Genomic DNA, 17,921 nt, shown 5'->3' with positions numbered 1-17,921 from the left:
AAAACACATTGACCGCGAGGGAATAACAATTCAAGACAAAAAGCTTGGCGGAATATTTCGACGAACCTCTGAGCGATCGTTTAAATATAATCCGCGTCTCCTTTTATTGTAGGAAAATTCTTTTTTAAACATCAATCATTCTGTACCGGGCACAAAAAACCCGGGACTCTGCCCGGGCTTCCTGATGACGCAGACCGCTGTCAGTGTTGCCCCATGTCCAGCACCACGCGCCCGCCGCATGGGCATTGGTCCATGTAGCGATGCGCCTCGACCACCTGCTCGAACGGGTAAACCTTGATGATCTGCGGTGTCAGCAACTGGTCGGCAGTGAACTGGTTGATATCGCGCAAGGCGCGCTGCAGCGCCACCTGGTCCTGGCTGATACCCAGCTCCGGCTTGCCGGTGAAGTTGCCGATGCAGTGCACATAGAACTGGATGTTCTTCTGGAACGCCGCGCAAGCCGGGAATGGCGTCTGATTGCCGCCTTGCAGGCCATACAGCACCAGGCTGCCGCGCGGTGCCAGCACATCGCCGAGCAGCGACATCTGCGGCCCACCCATGCCATCCAGGACCATGTCCACACCACGGCCATCGGTGTACTTGCCAACCTGCAGCAGCAGGTCCTGCTCTTCGGTGACAATAACCTTGTCGGCGCCCAGGCCCAGCAGGTACTCACGCTGTTCCGGCTCCTTGGTGGCGGCGAACACCTTCAGCCCCAGGGCCTTGCCCAGTTGCACGAAGGCAGGGCCCGCGCAATGGCTGGCATCGGTGACCAGCGCCGTCTGCCCGGCTTTCGCCCGGGCCAGGTCGACGTAGGCGAAATAGGCGATCAGCAGCGGCGTGTAGTGCACGCTGGCCTCGATCGGGGTAAGCACATCCGGATAACGGGTAATGGCCGAACGCGGCAGCACGATGACATCGCCATACACTGGGTGGTCGTTGGCACTGGTGGCCGGGAAGCTGGCAACCCGGTCACCCACCGCAATATCCTCGACCCCTTCACCGACCGCGGTCACCACCCCGGCCATCTCGTGGCCGATCCCCGCCGGCAGGCGCGCCTGGGACGGTGCCAGGTTCTGGCGCCAGAGCACGTCATACCAGCTGACGCCAACCGCCTCGACGCGGATTTGCACCTCGTCGGCAGCAGGTGACGGTTCGGCCTGCTCCTCGCAACGGAGCACATCGGCAGCGCCGAACTTGTGGAAACGGATCATGCGGGACATCGCATACCTCGCCTTTGTGAACCTCTAATTACCACGGACTTTATCCGGGCTTTGCCGGTTAGACCATCAGTGGTCATTAATAGTCGACATGCCTGTCATCGATTGGGCACCTGACTTTCCCTGCGATTGGTTCCCCTAAACCCGTGCAGGGTACCAGCCTTTGGCCTTAAGATTCACCTCTGCCCCACTTCAGGCGAAGCTCACCGATGAATCGAAACGACCTGCGTCGCGTAGACCTCAACCTGCTGATCGTGTTCGAAACGCTGATGCACGAACGCAGCGTGACCCGTGCCGCGGAAAAACTGTTCCTCGGCCAGCCCGCCATCAGCGCGGCGCTGTCGCGCCTGCGCAACCTGTTCGACGACCCGCTGTTCGTGCGTACCGGCCGCAGCATGGAGCCCTCGGCCCGGGCCCACGAGATCTTCGCCCTGCTGTCCCCGGCGCTGGACTCGATTTCCACCGCCGTCAGCCGCGCCGCCGAATTCGACCCGGCCACCAGCAATGCGGTGTTCCGCATCGGCCTGTCGGACGACGCCGAATTCGCCCTGCTGCCGCAGCTGCTCAAGCGCATACGCGCCGAAGCGCCGGGTATCGTGCTGGTGGTGCGCCGGGTCAATTACCTGCTGATGCCGACGCTGCTGGCTTCGGGCGAGATCTCGGTGGGGGTCAGCTACACCAGCGAGCTGCCAGCCAACGCCAAGCGCAAGGTGCTGCGCCGCAGCATGCCGAAACTGCTGCGCGCCGACAGCGTGCCCGGCGCCATCACCCTGGACGACTTCTGCGCGCGGCCGCATGCGCTGGTGTCGTTTGCCGGGGACCTGTCGGGGTTCATCGACGAGGCGCTGGAAGAGATTGGCCGCAAGCGCCATGTGGTGCTGGCGGTGCCGCAGTTCAACGGGCTGGGGAGCTTGCTGGCGGGCACCGATATTGTCGCTACGGTGCCGGACTACACGGCGGATGCGTTGACCGCGGCGGGTGGGTTGCGGGCCGAGGATCTGCCGCTGGATGTGCGCAGTTTCGAACTGCACATGGCCTGGCGCGGGGCGCAGGACAATGACCCGGCAGAGCGGTGGTTGCGGTCGCGGATTCAGATGTTCTTCGGGGATCCCGATAGTCTTTGACTGAGTTCCACTGAGCACCACAAAACCTTTAAATACATAGAGTTAGCAAGATTTTTCGTCCATAACCGCCCGTCAGAATCCACTCAATTCCAGCTTGACTGGGGGTATCTTTGGGGTACATCAAGCCCAGATTAAAAAAGATACCCCCACACCATGCCCGCCGAAAAACCGCCACCCTTCCGCCAAAAGCTCAGCGATGCCTTCATACGTTCGCTAACCACATCAGGCAAGTACGCCGATGGCGACGTACCGGGTCTGTATCTACAGGTGCGTGCCTCACTTAAACCTGGCAAATCAGCCTCACGGTACTGGCGACTGAAATACCGTCTTCGCGGCAAGGAAAACGTGTTCGTGATCGGCAGGTATCCGGATGTGGGCTTGAAAGAAGCCCGTGAACTCGCCCGGGCAGCGCGCAATAGCGTGGCCAATCACATCGATCCACTCAAAGCAAAAAAGGCCAAGATCGAGGCGCAATGGCTCAACGAGGAACGTACATTCGCTTACGTGGCTGAAGAGTGGATGAATTTCAAATCTCCGGATTTGGTCAACAAGTCCATTGCAGGGTTTCGCGGTGCGCTGCGCAATCACATCTTGCCGGCCATCGGCGAAAAACCTGTCACAGAAATCAGACTTGAACACCTCACCTCGATCATCAGTACGCTGCGCCGTGCCCGCACGATGGCCATGGCCAAACGCGTGCGCACCATCATTCGCGCCGTGCTCGGCTTCGCTGAAGGCCGCGGCTGGGTAGAACGCAACGTGGCGCTGAGCAACATCGAGGAACTCAAAATCCGCCACGTGGTCACCAGCAATCCCGCGATCGAACGACCGGCCGACTTGGGTCAGTTCCTGTTGCGTCTGGATGAACTCGACGCGAGCAGCGTGACCACCGCAATGCGCCTGCTGGTGATGCTGCCGGTGCGCCCGGGCGAACTGGTGAAAATGCGCTGGGAGGATGTTGATCTGATCAGCGCCGACTGGCGTTACGTTGTCAGTAAAACTCGGTATCTGGACAAGAGCAAACACATCGTACCGCTGCCAGAGCAGGCACTCGTGCTGCTACGTGAACTGTACAAATGCCGGGTGGTGGATGAGGCCGGCAACGGCTGGGTGTTCGTCTCGCCGATCTATCCTGGCCGCCCAATCGACGCCACCTCTTTGGCCAAGTCCTACCAGCGGATCTGGCCGGAGTACGCCATTACTGCCCACGGCTTTCGCGCCACCTACCGCACCATAGCCCACGAGCATTTAGGGATCGATCCGATCGTGCTCGAGTTGTCACTTTCCCATCGCATGCCAGGAACGTTGGGCGCGGTATATGCGCGCGCACAGCTGCTGCCGCAGCGTCGGGAGGCCGCGCAGCAATGGACGGATTATTTGGATCGGTTACGTAAGAATGCAGCGCTGGCGATGCAGACTGACTGAATCAAACAAAGGAAGTGCTAACTTGTAAATCTAGGAAATAGAATCTGTGCTGTATGAACACACCAGGGTTTGTAACTACAACCTCCAGAACTCTTATTACAAGCAATCTAATTAACGACCAATAAGCCCAAAAAACCCTTAACCCCCCACAATTGCTAGAACCTGATAGTTAAATCTTATCCGACCTCACAAGATTAAACTCGAACTTATAATACGCTAAACGTAATAAATAATACAGTTTCATTTATACACCTCGCGAAGCGCCGTTTGCGCTCAGTTTTCTTGCGCAAAACACACCTGCCATCGCAGACCGCCTATTTATCTGCCTGGCTGCAACTGCGCTATGGTCCTGCGCTCAGTAAAGGCGTTCTAACGCCAAGAGTTGCCGTGCAGTTCATTGTCGAGCATTAGGCCCGCCCCAACGGCGCTGGCGGGTGAGCCATTCACTGCCAATTGAGGTTGATACCGCCCTGGTCGCCGCTGGCTACAAAGGCAAACCTGGTCAGCCATCGCCTCGCCGTCCTCGCCAAGTGGCATCGAATAGGTGGGCACCATCGCCCTTAATACAGGGACCAGGTAGATACCTTGCGGAACGCTTACCGATCCCCATCGGGATCGAGCGCTTGCGCGCCCGAGCGGCCAGAAAGTCCGCCACGTGATGACCAGCAACCCAACGATTGAACGCACCGCCGACTTCGGTCGGCTTCTGGAACCTGGACGACTGTCGCTTGGGCAGCGTGCCCGCCGCCATGCGCCAGCAAGCCCTCGTGCTGCTGTGCAAATTGCGCAAGAGCCACATCGTCGATGATAGCGGCGGCGGCAGGCTGTTCGTGTCGTCGGCATACCGGCCGACCGATCCACCCCGCTTCCAAATTCAAGTCCCTCCAGCGGATTTGACTGGAGTACAACATCACCGCTCACGGCTTTCACGCCACATACCGGACTATTACCACGAACACTTGGCCATCGACCCAATAGTCATTGAGCTGTCCTTGTCGCATTGCATTCCCGACCCCCTGAGCGTCCTGCCACCGCGACCAGAACGTCTGCGCGATAAGGAGAACTCTCACGGGATAGGTAGGCCTGCGCCGAGCAAAAGTCCTCTAATCAACCCGCAAACTCCCGAGGCGCTCGACCAATCGTCACCTCAATATTCTGCTTGCATGCCTGAAGCGCCTGCTGGAATTCCGCCACCCTAGTGGTTGCTCGTGAATTGGGGGCCACAATGGATACCGAGTAATGCCCAAGATATGTGTCCAATAGCACGGAGTAGGAGCACAGCCCTTCGATGTATTCGTCATGGTCGTCCGCCACACCACCGGACTTGATCGTCTTCAATTGTTCAAGCAAGGCCTCCCGCGCCACGCTTCTGGGCGTACACACAGGTAGAGGATCGGGCAACAAAGCTTGTTGCGCTTCTTCCGACAATTCGGCCAGTAATACCTTGCCGCCGGAAACGGCGGTCGCCGGGACATGAATACCAATGGGAAAGACGACGCGTAGTTCTCGTTCAGCAACAACACGATCCAGCACATAAATTTTTTCGCCAGACAGAGACAACAGGCAAGTCGACTCATACACCTGCTCCGAAAGCGCAATCAGGTGAGGCCTGACCAGGGAGATGATGTCCGTCTGCGCCTGAGTGATGAGCCGCCCGAATGCCGGCCCAAGACGAAACCCTCCACTGGGCCCCAGAGCCTCCACAAGGTGCTCCGCGCCCAACGCATTGATAATGCGTTGTACCGTCGAGCGCGGCAGATCGACGACCTGAGCGATGGCCGCAAGACTCAAGCCCTGCGGATGACTTCCCAAAGCCCGCATGATCGATGCAGCCCGCGCGATGACCTGTATACCGCCATGCCTGGCGCTGCTTTCTTCCGAATCGCTCATACCGTTTCCTTCTGATCCAGGCCACCGTGCCTGCTCATGATTGGCCACCACTCTAATGGCAAGTGAACGATCAGGCCAGCCGAGCGACTGATCTCTCTTGTCTCTGCATTTTCTGGGTGCAGGTCAGTCACGCATGGCATGAACGGCTGTTTCGCAAAAACCACATAGTGATACACTATTCTGCAATGCGGGCCATGCATTGTGATTCCCAAAAGATCAGTTCTACAACCAGGAGACGAACGGTGAGACTCGAGCGAGCTTTGCGTGCGAGACAGTTAATTCCGCTAGCAGCCATCTGGTTGCTGGTGGGTTGCGGTAAGCAGGAAACGGTGGAAAGCACTGCGGTGCCTCCCGAAGTTGGGGTCTATACCGTGAAGGCCCAAGCACTGACCCTGACCACGGACCTGCCCGGACGCACCTCGGCCTACCGAGTCTCCGAAGTGCGTCCTCAGGCCTCCGGCATTCTGCAGAAACGCATGTTCGTAGAGGGCGCAGAGGTGAAGCAGGGTGAGCAGTTGTACCAGATCGACCCGCGCACCTACGAGGCGCTGTTGGCCCGTGCCGAGGCGAGCCTGTTGACCGCGCAGAATCTCGCCCGCCGTTATGAGCGCCTGCTCGACACCAACGCGATCAGCCAGCAGCAGTACGACGACGCAATGGCCACCTGGAAGCAGGCGCAGGCCGAGGCCCAGATGGCGCGTATCAACATGCAGTACACCAAGGTGCTGGCACCGATTACCGGCCGCATCGGGCGTTCGGCCGTCACTGAAGGCGCACTGGTGACCAATGGGCAAGCGCAGGAGTTGGCCACCGTTACCCAACTCGATCCGATCTATGTTGACGTCAATCAGCCTATCACCAGGCTGCTGGGCCTCAAACGTGCCTTGGAGTCAGGACGCCTGCAGCGCGTTGGGGATAATCAGGCTCAAGTCAGCCTTACCCTCGATGACGGCACACCCTACCCGCTCAAAGGAGTACTCAAGTTCTCCGAGGTTAGCGTCGCCCCCTCCACCGGCTCGGTCACCCTGCGTGCCGAGTTCCCCAATCCTGATCACAAACTGCTACCGGGCATGTTCGTCCATGCACTGCTCAATGAGGGCGAGCAACAGGCAGCCATTCTGGTTCCCCATCAGGCCGTGGGCCGTGATGCGCGGGGAGTGCCTACCGTATGGGTGGTTAAGCCAGATAACACCGTGGAATCGCGTGAAGTGCAAACCTTGCAGACCGTAGGCAACGCCTGGTTACTAGGTGCGGGTATCAATGATGGCGAGCGGGTGATTACCGAGGGCGTCCAGCTGGCCCGCTCAGGTATCACGGTTAAGCCTGTTGCCGCCAAGAACGTCAAGCTGATGAGCGAATTCGGCTCACAGGTGCAAGCCCAGGCCCATTGAGGAGTTATTGATTCATGTCTCGCTTCTTCATTGACCGGCCAATATTCGCCTGGGTCTTAGCGATCATCGCAATGCTCGCCGGGGCACTGTCGCTGACCAAGATGCCGATCAGCCAGTATCCCAACATTGCTGCCCCCGCGGTTTCGATCCAGGTCGTCTACCCTGGGGCCTCGGCCAAGACCGTACAGGATACGGTGGTCCAGGTTATCGAGCAGCAACTCAACGGACTTGATGGTTTCCGTTACATGGCTGCGGAAAGTGCGTCCGATGGCAGCATGAATATCATCGTGACCTTCGAGCAAGGCACGAACCCAGATATTGCGCAGGTCCAGGTGCAGAACAAGCTGCAACTGGCCACTCCTCGTCTGCCCGAAGAGGTACAGCGCCAGGGACTGCGGGTGGTCAAGTACCAGATGAACTTCTTCATGGTCGTCGGTCTGGTGGACAAAACCGGCAAGATGACCAACTTCGACCTTGGCAACCTGATTGCCTCGCAGTTGCAGGATCCCATCTCACGGATCAACGGTGTGGGCGACTTCCTCTTGTTTGGCTCGCCCTACGCCATGCGTATCTGGCTTGATCCCGGCAAACTCAATAGTTATCAGCTGACCCCTGGTGATGTGGCCCAAGCTATCCGCGAGCAAAACGTGCAGGTCTCCTCTGGCCAGCTCGGCGGCCTGCCGACCCGCTCGGGTGTACAGCTAAACGCCACAGTAGTGGGCAAGACGCGCATGACCACCCCTGCCGAATTTGAGGAAATTCTCGTAAAGGTCAAGGCGGATGGTTCACAGGTGCGCGTCAAGGATCTTGGCCGCGTCGTCCTGGCTTCTGAAAACTTCGCGATTTCCGCCAAATACCGAGGTCAGGATTCAGCGGGCCTGGGCCTGCGTCTGGCCAGCGGTGGCAACCTGCTGGAGACGGTGAAAGCGGTCAAGGCAGAGCTTGAGAAACAGAAGGCCTACCTGCCAGAAGGCGTTGAAGTCATCTATCCATACGATACCTCGCCGGTAGTGGAAGCCTCGATCGACTCCGTGGTGCACACCATCCTAGAAGCCGTGGTCCTAGTGTTCCTGGTGATGTTCCTGTTCCTGCAGAGCCTACGTGCCACCATCATTCCAACCTTGGCAGTGCCGGTGGTCTTGCTGGCGGCGTTTGCATTGCTGCCGTACTTTGGTATCAGCATCAACGTACTGACCATGTATGCCATGGTGCTCGCGATCGGCCTGCTGGTGGATGATGCGATCGTAGTCGTGGAGAACGTCGAACGCCTGATGCATGACGAGGGGCTATCGCCTCTGGAGGCGACCCGCAAGTCGATGGGGCAGATCTCCGGGGCATTGGTCGGCATCGGTATGGTGCTCTCGGCAGTATTTGTGCCGATGGCATTCTTCGGCGGTTCCGCGGGCATCATCTACAAACAGTTCGCTGTCACCATCGTTATCTGCATGTCGCTGTCAGTATTGGTGGCGCTGATTTTCACGCCAGCGCTGTGCGCGACCATTCTCAAGGCACCAGAAAATGATGCTCACCACGAGAAGAAAGGCTTCTTCGGCTGGTTCAACCGTAGCTTTGACCGCAACAGCGCACGCTTCGAGCGGGGTGTGGGCGGCATACTCAAGCATCGCGGGCGCTACCTGCTGATCTTCGCACTGATCACCGCCGGTACTGGTTACCTGTTCACCCAAATTCCCAAGGCTTTCCTGCCAAGCGAAGACCAGGGGTTGATGATGACAGAGGTGCGCATGCCACTGAACGCATCCGCCGAGCGCACCGAGGTTGTTCTACAGGAGGTCAAGGACTACCTGCTCAAGGAGGAAGGGCAACTCGTCGACCACGTCATGACCGTCAACGGCTTCAACTTCGCCGGACGCGGACAGAACTCGGGCCTGGTGCTGGTGGTGCTCAAGGACTGGGCCGCCCGCCAGGCTGCCGGAGAGGACGTGCTCAGCGTGGCCGAGCGGGCCAACGCTCGCTTTGCCAGGATCAAGGACGCTACGGTTATGGCCTTCGTGCCACCCGCGGTCCTGGAAATGGGTAATGCGATGGGCTTCGACCTTTACTTGCAGGACAATTTGGGGCTTGGTCACGAATCACTCATGGCAGCGCGGAACCAGTTCCTGGAACTGGCTGCCGAGAACCCCAGTCTGCGTGCAGTACGCCCCAACGGCAAGGACGATGAACCGCAGTTTCAAGTCAAGATCGACGACGAGAAAGCGCGTGCGCTGCAAGTCAGCATCGCTTCGATCAACGACACCATGAGCGCTGCCTGGGGCTCGATGTATGTCAATGACTTCATTGACCTGGGTCGGGTCAAGCGTGTGTACATTCAGGGGGTGGACAGCTCGCGGATCGCTCCGGAAGATTTCGACAAATGGTACGTGCGCAATGCCTTGGGCGAGATGGTGCCGTTCTCCGCCTTCGCCACTGGCGAATGGATCCATGGCTCGCCAAAGCTTGAACGTTACGGCGGTATCTCGGCCGTGAATATCCTCGGTGAGCCTGCTCCTGGCTTCAGCACTGGCGACGCCATGATCGCGATCGCACAAATCATGCAGCAGCTACCATCCGGTATCGGCCTGAGCTACAACGGCCTGTCCTACGAGGAGATCCGAACAGGTGACCAGGCGCCAATGCTCTATGCCTTGACCGTCCTGATCGTGTTCCTGTGCCTAGCGGCGCTCTACGAAAGCTGGTCGGTACCGATGTCGGTGATACTCGTGGTCCCACTCGGTATCTTTGGTGCGGTGCTCGCCACCTTGTGGCGCGGCCTGGAAGCCGATGTGTACTTCCAGGTGGGCCTGATGACCACTGTCGGGTTGTCAGCGAAAAACGCGATCCTGATCATCGAGTTCGCCAAGGAACTGTACGAGAAAGAAGGCGTACCGCTGGTCAAGGCTGCCATCGAAGCGGCCAGGCTGCGTCTGCGTCCGATCATAATGACCTCTCTCGCTTTCACCTTTGGCGTACTGCCAATGGCCCGTGCCACCGGCGCAGGTGCAGGCAGTCAGCACTCGATTGCCACCGGCGTGGTAGGCGGCATGATCACCGCCACGGTACTTGCCGTGTTCTTCGTACCTTTGTTCTATGTAGTGGTTGTGAAAGTGTTCGAACGCAACAAGAAACCAGCTGCGCTCGCGGAAGAAGAATTGGCATGAAGACTCACTATCTTTCGATCGCACTGAGCGTAGCGCTAAGCGGCTGTAGTCTCATCCCTGACTACCAGCGCCCGCCTGCCCCCATCCAAGCCGGCTGGCCCCAGGGCGAAGCCTACGCCAAGCTCAAGGCAGGTACTCATCGTCCCTCTCAGACGCGCGATGCAGAGCTGAATTGGCAAGTATTCTTTCGCGATCCAGTCATGCGCGAACTGATCGCCACAGCCCTGAACAACAACCGTGACCTGCGCCAGACCGCACTCAACGTCGAGGCCTACCGCGCCCTGCACAGGATCGAGCGGTCTGCTCTGCTCCCGAGGGCCAATACCGGTGTTGGCGCTACGCGCCAGCGCTTGCCCGCCGATCTATCCCCCACAGGTGAGGCCGGTATCCAGAGTCAGTACGATACGACGCTGAGCATGTCCTACGAGCTGGATATGTTCGGTCGCCTGCGCAGCCTTGAACGTGCGGCATTGCAAGAATACCTAGCCGCCGCCGAAACCCAGCGCAGCATGCAGATCGCGTTGATCGCAGATGTCGCCATCGCCTATCTGAGCTGGCGCAGCGACCAGGCTCAACTCGATCTGGCGCGCTCGACGCTCGCCAGCTACGAGAACAGCCTGAACCTGATCAAGTCGAGTCGCGAGGTCGGTACTGCCTCGGCACTCGATGTACGCCAGGCACGCAGCCTTGTGGAAACCGCACGCGTGCAACAGACGCTGTATACCCGCCAGGTCGCGCAGGACATGAATGCCCTGCAATTGCTGCTCGGTACCAAGCTGCCGGCCGACTTGCCAATCAGCGACGTCCTCGACCAACCGCTGGCCGCACTCTCCACCGGCCTTCCGGCCGATCTGCTGTTGCACCGTCCAGACATCCGCGCTGCCGAACACCGACTGCTAGCCGCCAACGCCAATATCGGCGCGGCGCGGGCGGCCTTTTTCCCTAGCATCACGCTGACCGCAGCGGCTGGCACGGCCAGCCATGAATTGGATGGTTTGTTCGAGGGAGGCTCGGGGCTGTGGGCCTTCATGCCGCGGATCAATCTGCCGATCTTCACCGCAGGGCGCCTGCGCGGCAACCTCGACTACCGCAATGTCATCAAGGACATCAACGTAGCCGAGTACGAGAAAAGCATCCAGACCGCCTTCCGCGAGGTAGCCGATGGCCTGGCAGCGCGCGGCACTTTTGGCGAACAACTGCAGGCCCAGCGCGACTTGGTCGATAACAACCAAGCTTACTACAAATTGGCCTATCAACGCTACGACGAGGGCGTGGACAATTATCTGGCGGTGCTCGATGCACAGCGTGAGCTGTTCGCCGCACAACAACAGTTCCTTTCGGACCGCCTCAATCAGCTCAGCAGCGAGGTGAGACTGTTCAAGGCCCTGGGTGGTGGCTGGGATAACATTTCCTCCCAGCCACTTACCGCTCAGAACTGAGCAAAACAGGCCGCGTCTCTAGGACGCGGCCCTTCATCGCAACAGTGGAAACCACAGTCAGACCATAAGGAATGCTTTTTTGGAGACCCGTATTATCCGGGTCTCCGTCCACGGCAATTTCGGCGATCTGCTCAATTACCAGAATATCAAGAAATCGATCATGGAGGCCAAGTTCATGTCGCCGGGCCACATGCTATACACCACCAAGCAAGCGTTCGACGCCATCCACGACAACTTCCGCAAAAAGGATTTTTGAGCCTGAACGTGAAGGAGATAAGCAATCCAACATTTGGTTGACCACGAAACCATGCCAGAGTAGCCACTCTGGCATGGTATTGGCCTATTCTTCATGGCATGCTTTTCACATGCCATGAAGAACTACGACTATTCCAGGCTATCCTTGAGCCGCTCAGTTACTCGAACCAGATCCTGGATTGAAGATACTTTCATTTTCCTCATGATATTATGGCGGTGCACTTTCACTGTTGCTTCCGATATATCAAGCTCTAGAGCCGTCTGCTTGTTTAGATATCCTCGCAAGACGAACTTAAGCACCTGTTGCTCGCGTTTGCTGAGGCTTTCGTAATTCTCTTTAAGCTCGCTGACTCGGGGAGCGTTTGATCTCTGCTGGGGCGCCAACTTCAGCGCGGCGCGAATAGCGCCAAGCAGCTCCTCTTCTCGAAAAGGTTTAGTGAAGAAGTCTACCGCACCCGCCTTGATCGCTTTGACTGCCATCGGAATATCACCGTGGCCGCTGATAAAAATAATGGGGATTTGCTCGCCAAGCTCTTTCAGTTGTCGTTGCACATCCAACCCGCTCATCTCGGGCATACGGACATCCAAAATTAGACAGCCACAGGCAGAGCGATTGACATCGTTCAGGAATACGCTAGCGGATGAAAAACACTCGACACTCAGGCCGATTGAACGCACCAAGCTGCTCAGTGCTTCCAGTACTGCATTGTCGTCATCGAGGATATAGATAACAGATGCCCGATCACTCATGTGCCGGAGCCCTGTCTGGCAGGGATACTTACCAGGAAACAAGCACCCCCAGCGGGCGGGCACTCAACCCATATTTTACCGTTATGCACTTCCGTGATTGTAAGACAGATTGCCAATCCCATACCAAGCCCTTCTTTTTTTGTGGTGTAGAATGCGTTGAACAACTGCGCCATCTGCCTCTCTGAAATACCTGGACCTGTATCTTTCACTGAGATAACAAGCGCATCACCTGTATCATTGCCTGAGAATGACAGGGTTAGCTGCCTGGTTTCACAGTCGGCTTGGCTGATCGCTTCAATAGCGTTCATAGCCAGATTTATTATCAACTGCTGGATCTGTACACCATCCCCCCATATCTCAGGGAGTTCATCATCCGCAACAACATCCAAATTGACACTGTTATTCTGACTAGGGGCCTTAAGTATCAGGCTTGTATCAGTTACCAGTGCTTTTAGATCAATCGGTTTCAGCACCGTTTCTTGACGCTTCAGGAAGGAGCGTACCATACGGATAATTTCTGCAGCGCGGTCGGAATCTCGGATAATGCGAGCCAGTGCCTCTTTAGCCTCTGGGATGTTAGATGGCTCATTACCTAACCAACGTGTGCCAGCATTGGCATTGGTCATGATCGCCGAGAGCGGTTGGTTTATCTCGTGTGCAATATAGGCTGCAAATTCACCCATCGTAGCTGATCGGGAAACGTACACAAGTTGTTGCTGCAATTGGTTAAGATTTTCCTGTGCTTGTTTCTTCTCAGTGATGTCATCGATGATCTGCAGTATAACTGGAGATTCACCGACACGTTGAGGCATCAGCGAGACACTCGCATTGGCCCAAATCGTAGAACCATTTTTGCATAGATAGGAGCGCTCCACACTGTATTCCGCTCCCCCACCCTGAAGCAAATTGGCCAGACGCTGCTTTATCTGTGGGCTTTCGTCAGATGGAGTCAATTGCTCCATGGAAAGTCCCTCCAAATCCTTTTCCCCATATCCGGTAATGCGTTGAAATGCAGGATTGGCGTTGAGTATTCGGTTTTCCGGGTCGGTCAGTACAATACCGGCCGCAGAGTTTTCATACACTGCTTTCCAACGCGCTTCCGAGGCGGATAATGCGATGTTACTCTGCTGAAGACGATGGCGACTTTTGATCAGACGGTGAGTAAGTATCGCAATATCATCCCCCTGATCGGAAAGCTCCTTACGCAACGCATCGCCTGCCACCTTCATGGATACCAGATTGCTTACACGCGCTCGTAGCTCATGAGCAGAAAATGGCTTAAGAAGAAAGTCCTGCACCGACTCGGAGAGCAATTTCACACGCAGTTCTGCGTCTGACTTGGCCGACAGCACCATGATCGGGATATGTGAAAGTTCATTTTTCTTACGCACTTGGTGAACCAGCATATCGCCGCTCATAACAGGCATCATCAGGTCTGTAATCAACAGGTCTGGCGGCATGTTTGACATCAACTCCAATGCCTTTGCACCGTCGGGTGCAACATAAACTTGATAGTCGCTACTGAGACAGTCCTTTATAAAACCACGCATATCAGGGTTATCTTCAACGATTAGCACCCGAGGCTGGTCGGATTGAAATGGAAGCACCTCGGCTTCATTTTCCGCATTGGGCGCCAGCAAAAGGTACTCATCCGTATCCACGACCTGAGGATTATCTCTTCGCGGCGCGGTGTTACTCGCAACATAAGCACCTTCAGGAGCATTCAGCGGCAGCTTTACCTGAAAAAGCGCCCCCCCGCCCGGGGCATCACTTACAGAAATTGTTCCACGGTGCAATTCAACGAATTCTTTCACAATGGAAAGCCCCAAGCCTGTACCCCGCGTAGCTTGTTGACCTTCCTGGCTTAGCTGGTGGAAACGTTCAAATATTTCTTTACGCAGTGCAGGAGGAATACCCGGCCCGCTATCAGATACAGTAACCAAGGCATAATTTGGTCGACTCAAACTAAGACAGCAACGGATAAGCCCCCCGTCAGGGGTGAATTTAAACGCATTGGAAAGCAAGTTAAGGATAATGCGTTCGTATTTCTCACAATCCACCTCAGCGACCATCTGTACAGGCAGTTTTGTATCGAACGTTATTGATTTTTGCTGGGCTATTCCTTCAAAATTCGAGCTAATAGTACGGGTGAGCTGACTAAGATTGGCTCGCCGATAGGAAAGCCCCATCTGCCGGGCGTCCATTTTCGCCAAGTCAAGCAGCGTGTTAACCTGTTTCAACAGGGTCATTGCATTACGCTGAATGACCTCAAACTGCTTCCAATACGGCGATTCACGCCCAGCCTCTGCCGCCATAACGGCTTCCAGTGGCCCTAGAATCAAAGACAGCGGAGTGCGCAACTCATGGCTCACCTTGGCAAAGAAATCACTCTTCGCATTATCGAGTTTTCGGATACACTCAACCGACTGCTCCAATTCCTGGTTCTTCAACGCCAGCATGGCCTCGGCTTTCTTCTTATCGGTAATATTGCGCCCTTCCGCAAGAAGGTAAACAATGCTCCCTTCTTCATTGCAAATTGGCAGCAATGAAAAATCGACGGCTATTACCTCTCTTCCACCTGATTTTCCAAGAATCTCAACATCACAGCGAACAAATTCACCGGATGATGCAGTTTCAACAAGTCGCTTTTGGGTCGCCTCGGTTTTTTTTGAAATTTGCCACCAACGCGCCTTCCAGAATGGCTTCCCTCGTATTTCTTCCAGAGTAATCCCGCCCCCCTCCAATGCGACCTGGTTCACTTCAAGCACATTTCCATGAGCATCAAGAAGGCCCACAAACTCGTAGAGCCCATCAAATATGATGCGTGCATGTTCTTCACACGTCAGCTCTTCAGATCCTTTCTCCTTGAGGCAGATATTATAATAATTATTTTTCGATCTATTTTGAGGCTTTTTTCTATCCAAGGAGCTCATCTTTAATGACTCACAAGATTCTGACGGATTCATTATAGATCATACGCCCTCGTATCATCCTGAGAATACTTTTTTGATGAGCAACTACGGACGACCTGAAATAGTACTGGGCTCGTTTCTCGAGGGGGCGGTGAACGCGAAATAGGCAAGCCAATGGAGCTACGCTACATTGGCTTCGGGCTGATGCGTATCAATAGTGATGTGATGCTCCGTTCAGTTCGCCTCGCTGGATACCGGCTCGGAACGGATACGCTCGTGCTCCTGCTGCTTGAGCAGATCGAGTGCCACGTCAATGATCATGTCTTCCTGGCCGCCAACCATCCGCCGACGTCCGAGTTCGACAAGAATATCCACCGTCTTGAGCCCATATTTACTGGCCGCCATCTCGCTATGGCGCAGGAAGCTGCTGTAAACGCCCGCATACCCCAGGGCCAGCGTCTCGCGGTCCACGCGCACAGGGCGGTCCTGCAGCGGGCGCACCAAGTCGTCGGCCGCGTCCATTAGCTTGTACAGGTCGGTGCCGTGGTTCCATCCCATGCGCTCGGCCGCGGCAATGAACACCTCCAACGGTGCGTTGCCAGCGCCAGCGCCCATGCCGGCGAGGCTCGCGTCCACGCGGTCGCAGCCGTTCTCTACAGCAACGATGCTGTTGGCCACACCCAGGCTCAGGTTGTGGTGAGCATGCATTCCTGTTTGCGTCTCGGGCTTGAGCACGTCCTTGAAGGCGCGGAAGCGGTCACGCACGTCGTTCATGCTCAGCGCGCCACCGGAATCGACCACGTAACAGACAGTAGCACCGTAGCTTTCCATCAGCTTGGCCTGCTGGGCCAGGTGCTGCGGTGTAGTCATGTGGCTCATCATCAGGAAGCCTACGGCCTCCATGCCCAAATGGCGCGCGTACTCGATGTGTTGCCTGGAGATGTCGGCCTCGGTGCAGTGCGTAGCGACACGCACCACGCGCACGCCGGCCTCATAGACTGCCTTGAGGTCATGCACAGTACCGATGCCGGGCAAAAGCAGCGTGGCGATCTTCGCATGCTTGACCACGCTCGCGGCTGCTTCAATCCACTCCAGATCCGTATGCGCGCCAAAGCCGTAGTTGAAGCTGCCTCCCTGCAGGCCATCGCCGTGGGCAACCTCGATGGAGTCGACCTTGGCGTCATCTAGCGCCCGGGCAATCTGCTTTACCTGCTCCACCGTGTACTGGTGGCGGATCGCGTGGCTGCCGTCGCGCAGCGTCACATCAGAGATGTAGAGTTTCTGTTGAGTCATGGCTATGTCCTCAGGCGACCAGGGAGGCGAGCAAACGCTCAGCCAACTTCTCGGCGGTGCGCAGCGCGGCACTGGTCATGATGTCCAGGTTGCCGGCATAAGCTGGCAGGTAGTGTGCAGCGCCCTCGACTTCCAGGAAGATCGAAGTCTTGAGCCCGTTCATGCGGTCTCCGACGCCAGGAATGCGGATCGGACAATCGGCCTCGATGCGGTCGAACTGCACGCGCTGCTTCAGGCGATAGCCGGGTACGTATGCCTGCACTGCGTCGGCCATGCGCTGCACCGACTCTTCGATCTGGTCGATGTCAGCGAAGTCGCTCAGCGTGTAAACCGTATCTCGCATCATCAGCGGCGGCTCGGCCGGGTTCAGGACGATGATCGCCTTGCCCTTCGCCGCCCCGCCAACCACCTCGATGGCCTTGGACGTGGTCTCGGTGAACTCATCGATGTTGGCGCGCGTGCCGGGGCCGGCGCTCTTGCTGGAGATGCTGGCGATGATTTCGGCGTAATGCACCTTGGCTACGCGCGATACCGCAGCCACCATGGGGATGGTGGCCTGGCCGCCACAGGTGACCATATTGACGTTCGTCGCATCCAGGTGGTCGTCACCATTGACCACCGGGATGCAATAGGGGCCGATCGCGGCGGGTGTCAGGTCGATCATGCGCAGTCCTGGCTTGCGCTCACGCAGTAGGGCCTCGTTCTTCACATGCGCACCAGCACTAGTAGCGTCGAACACGACGTCGATCTCATTGAACACCGGCAGGCGCGTCAGCCCCTCGACACCTTCATGAGTGATAGCCACCCCCATGCGTTGGGCGCGTGCCAGACCGTCAGAAGCGGGGTCGATGCCGACCATCGCTCCCATTTCAATGTGTTGACCATGCCTGAGTATCTTGATCATCAGGTCGGTGCCGATATTACCGCTACCAATGATGGCAGCCTTGACTTTGCGGGTCATGGTGATACTCCTTGAATCAGTAGGCCATCGCGTCCGGTTGCATAACCGGCAGCTGTTCACGCAAGGCCCGGAAGGTTGCGACAGTGGATGGGATCGTTTTTACGGG

At 56.9% G+C, this 17,921-nt stretch carries 12 protein-coding genes; 6 read left to right on the top strand and 6 right to left on the bottom strand.

Annotation, left to right across the window (positions count from 1 at the left end; translation table 11 throughout):
• Positions 1-200: 200 nt before the first annotated feature.
• The gene (locus GEV38_RS13365; protein ID WP_054572923.1) at positions 201-1,223 is read right to left on the bottom strand and encodes a zinc-dependent alcohol dehydrogenase family protein; all 1,023 of its coding nucleotides are present in this window, start codon (positions 1,221-1,223) and stop codon (positions 201-203) included.
• Positions 1,224-1,429: 206 nt separating this feature from the next.
• Here GEV38_RS13365 and GEV38_RS13360 point away from each other — a divergent pair, with 206 nt between their 5' ends.
• Both GEV38_RS13360 and GEV38_RS13355 read left to right on the top strand, forming a co-directional pair.
• A complete protein-coding gene (locus tag GEV38_RS13360; protein ID WP_013972367.1) occupies positions 1,430-2,344 on the top strand; it encodes a LysR family transcriptional regulator in 915 nt (304 codons plus the stop codon).
• 153 nt (positions 2,345-2,497) lie between these two features.
• On the top strand, positions 2,498-3,769 hold the full coding sequence (locus GEV38_RS13355) for an integrase arm-type DNA-binding domain-containing protein (protein WP_014861300.1): 1,272 nt from the start codon (positions 2,498-2,500) through the stop codon (positions 3,767-3,769).
• A gap of 1,107 nt (positions 3,770-4,876) precedes the next feature.
• Here GEV38_RS13355 and ttgT read toward each other — a convergent pair.
• Complete coding sequence (gene ttgT / locus GEV38_RS13350; RefSeq protein ID WP_012052586.1) at positions 4,877-5,659, bottom strand: efflux transport transcriptional regulator TtgT; 783 nt, start codon at positions 5,657-5,659, stop codon at positions 4,877-4,879.
• 242 nt (positions 5,660-5,901) lie between these two features.
• On the opposite strand from ttgT, the gene ttgD reads away from it, so the two are divergent.
• From ttgD to GEV38_RS13330, 4 genes are all read left to right on the top strand, one after another.
• Complete coding sequence (gene ttgD, locus GEV38_RS13345) at positions 5,902-7,050, top strand: toluene efflux RND transporter periplasmic adaptor subunit TtgD (RefSeq protein ID WP_024086925.1); 1,149 nt, start codon at positions 5,902-5,904, stop codon at positions 7,048-7,050.
• A 14-nt stretch (positions 7,051-7,064) separates the two neighbouring features.
• A complete protein-coding gene (ttgE, locus tag GEV38_RS13340; RefSeq protein WP_012052588.1) occupies positions 7,065-10,205 on the top strand; it encodes a multidrug efflux RND transporter permease subunit TtgE in 3,141 nt (1,046 codons plus the stop codon).
• Positions 10,202-11,644: an efflux transporter outer membrane subunit gene (locus GEV38_RS13335; RefSeq protein ID WP_012052589.1), complete on the top strand. Its 1,443-nt coding sequence runs from the start codon at positions 10,202-10,204 to the stop codon at positions 11,642-11,644. The genes ttgE and GEV38_RS13335 overlap by 4 nt, the downstream gene beginning before the upstream one ends.
• Before the next feature lie 79 nt (positions 11,645-11,723).
• Complete coding sequence (locus GEV38_RS13330) at positions 11,724-11,900, top strand: hypothetical protein (RefSeq protein WP_012052590.1); 177 nt, start codon at positions 11,724-11,726, stop codon at positions 11,898-11,900.
• 128 nt (positions 11,901-12,028) lie between these two features.
• On the opposite strand, the gene GEV38_RS13325 is transcribed toward GEV38_RS13330, so the two are convergent.
• From GEV38_RS13325 to GEV38_RS13310, 4 genes are all read right to left on the bottom strand, one after another.
• Positions 12,029-12,649 carry a response regulator transcription factor gene (locus GEV38_RS13325; RefSeq protein ID WP_012052591.1) on the bottom strand — a complete coding sequence of 207 codons (621 nt, stop codon included), beginning with the start codon at positions 12,647-12,649 and terminating at the stop codon, positions 12,029-12,031.
• Entirely contained in the window at positions 12,646-15,573 is a 2,928-nt protein-coding gene (locus tag GEV38_RS13320; protein WP_173895843.1) for an ATP-binding protein, read from the bottom strand. The genes GEV38_RS13325 and GEV38_RS13320 overlap by 4 nt, the downstream gene beginning before the upstream one ends.
• A 222-nt stretch (positions 15,574-15,795) precedes the next feature.
• Positions 15,796-16,854, bottom strand: a complete 1,059-nt coding sequence (gene dmpG, locus GEV38_RS13315) for a 4-hydroxy-2-oxovalerate aldolase (protein WP_012052593.1) — start codon at positions 16,852-16,854, stop codon at positions 15,796-15,798.
• Between the two features lie 10 nt (positions 16,855-16,864).
• Positions 16,865-17,815, bottom strand: a complete 951-nt coding sequence (locus GEV38_RS13310; RefSeq protein ID WP_012052594.1) for an acetaldehyde dehydrogenase (acetylating) — start codon at positions 17,813-17,815, stop codon at positions 16,865-16,867.
• Between the last annotated feature and the right edge of the window lie 106 nt (positions 17,816-17,921).

It is taken from the genome of Pseudomonas sp. 13159349, from assembly GCF_013305685.1.
GTDB classification, from domain to species: domain Bacteria; phylum Pseudomonadota; class Gammaproteobacteria; order Pseudomonadales; family Pseudomonadaceae; genus Aquipseudomonas; species Aquipseudomonas asiatica.
Note: the sequence above shows the minus strand (reverse complement) of the source record. Positions and strands in the feature narration are given on the sequence as shown.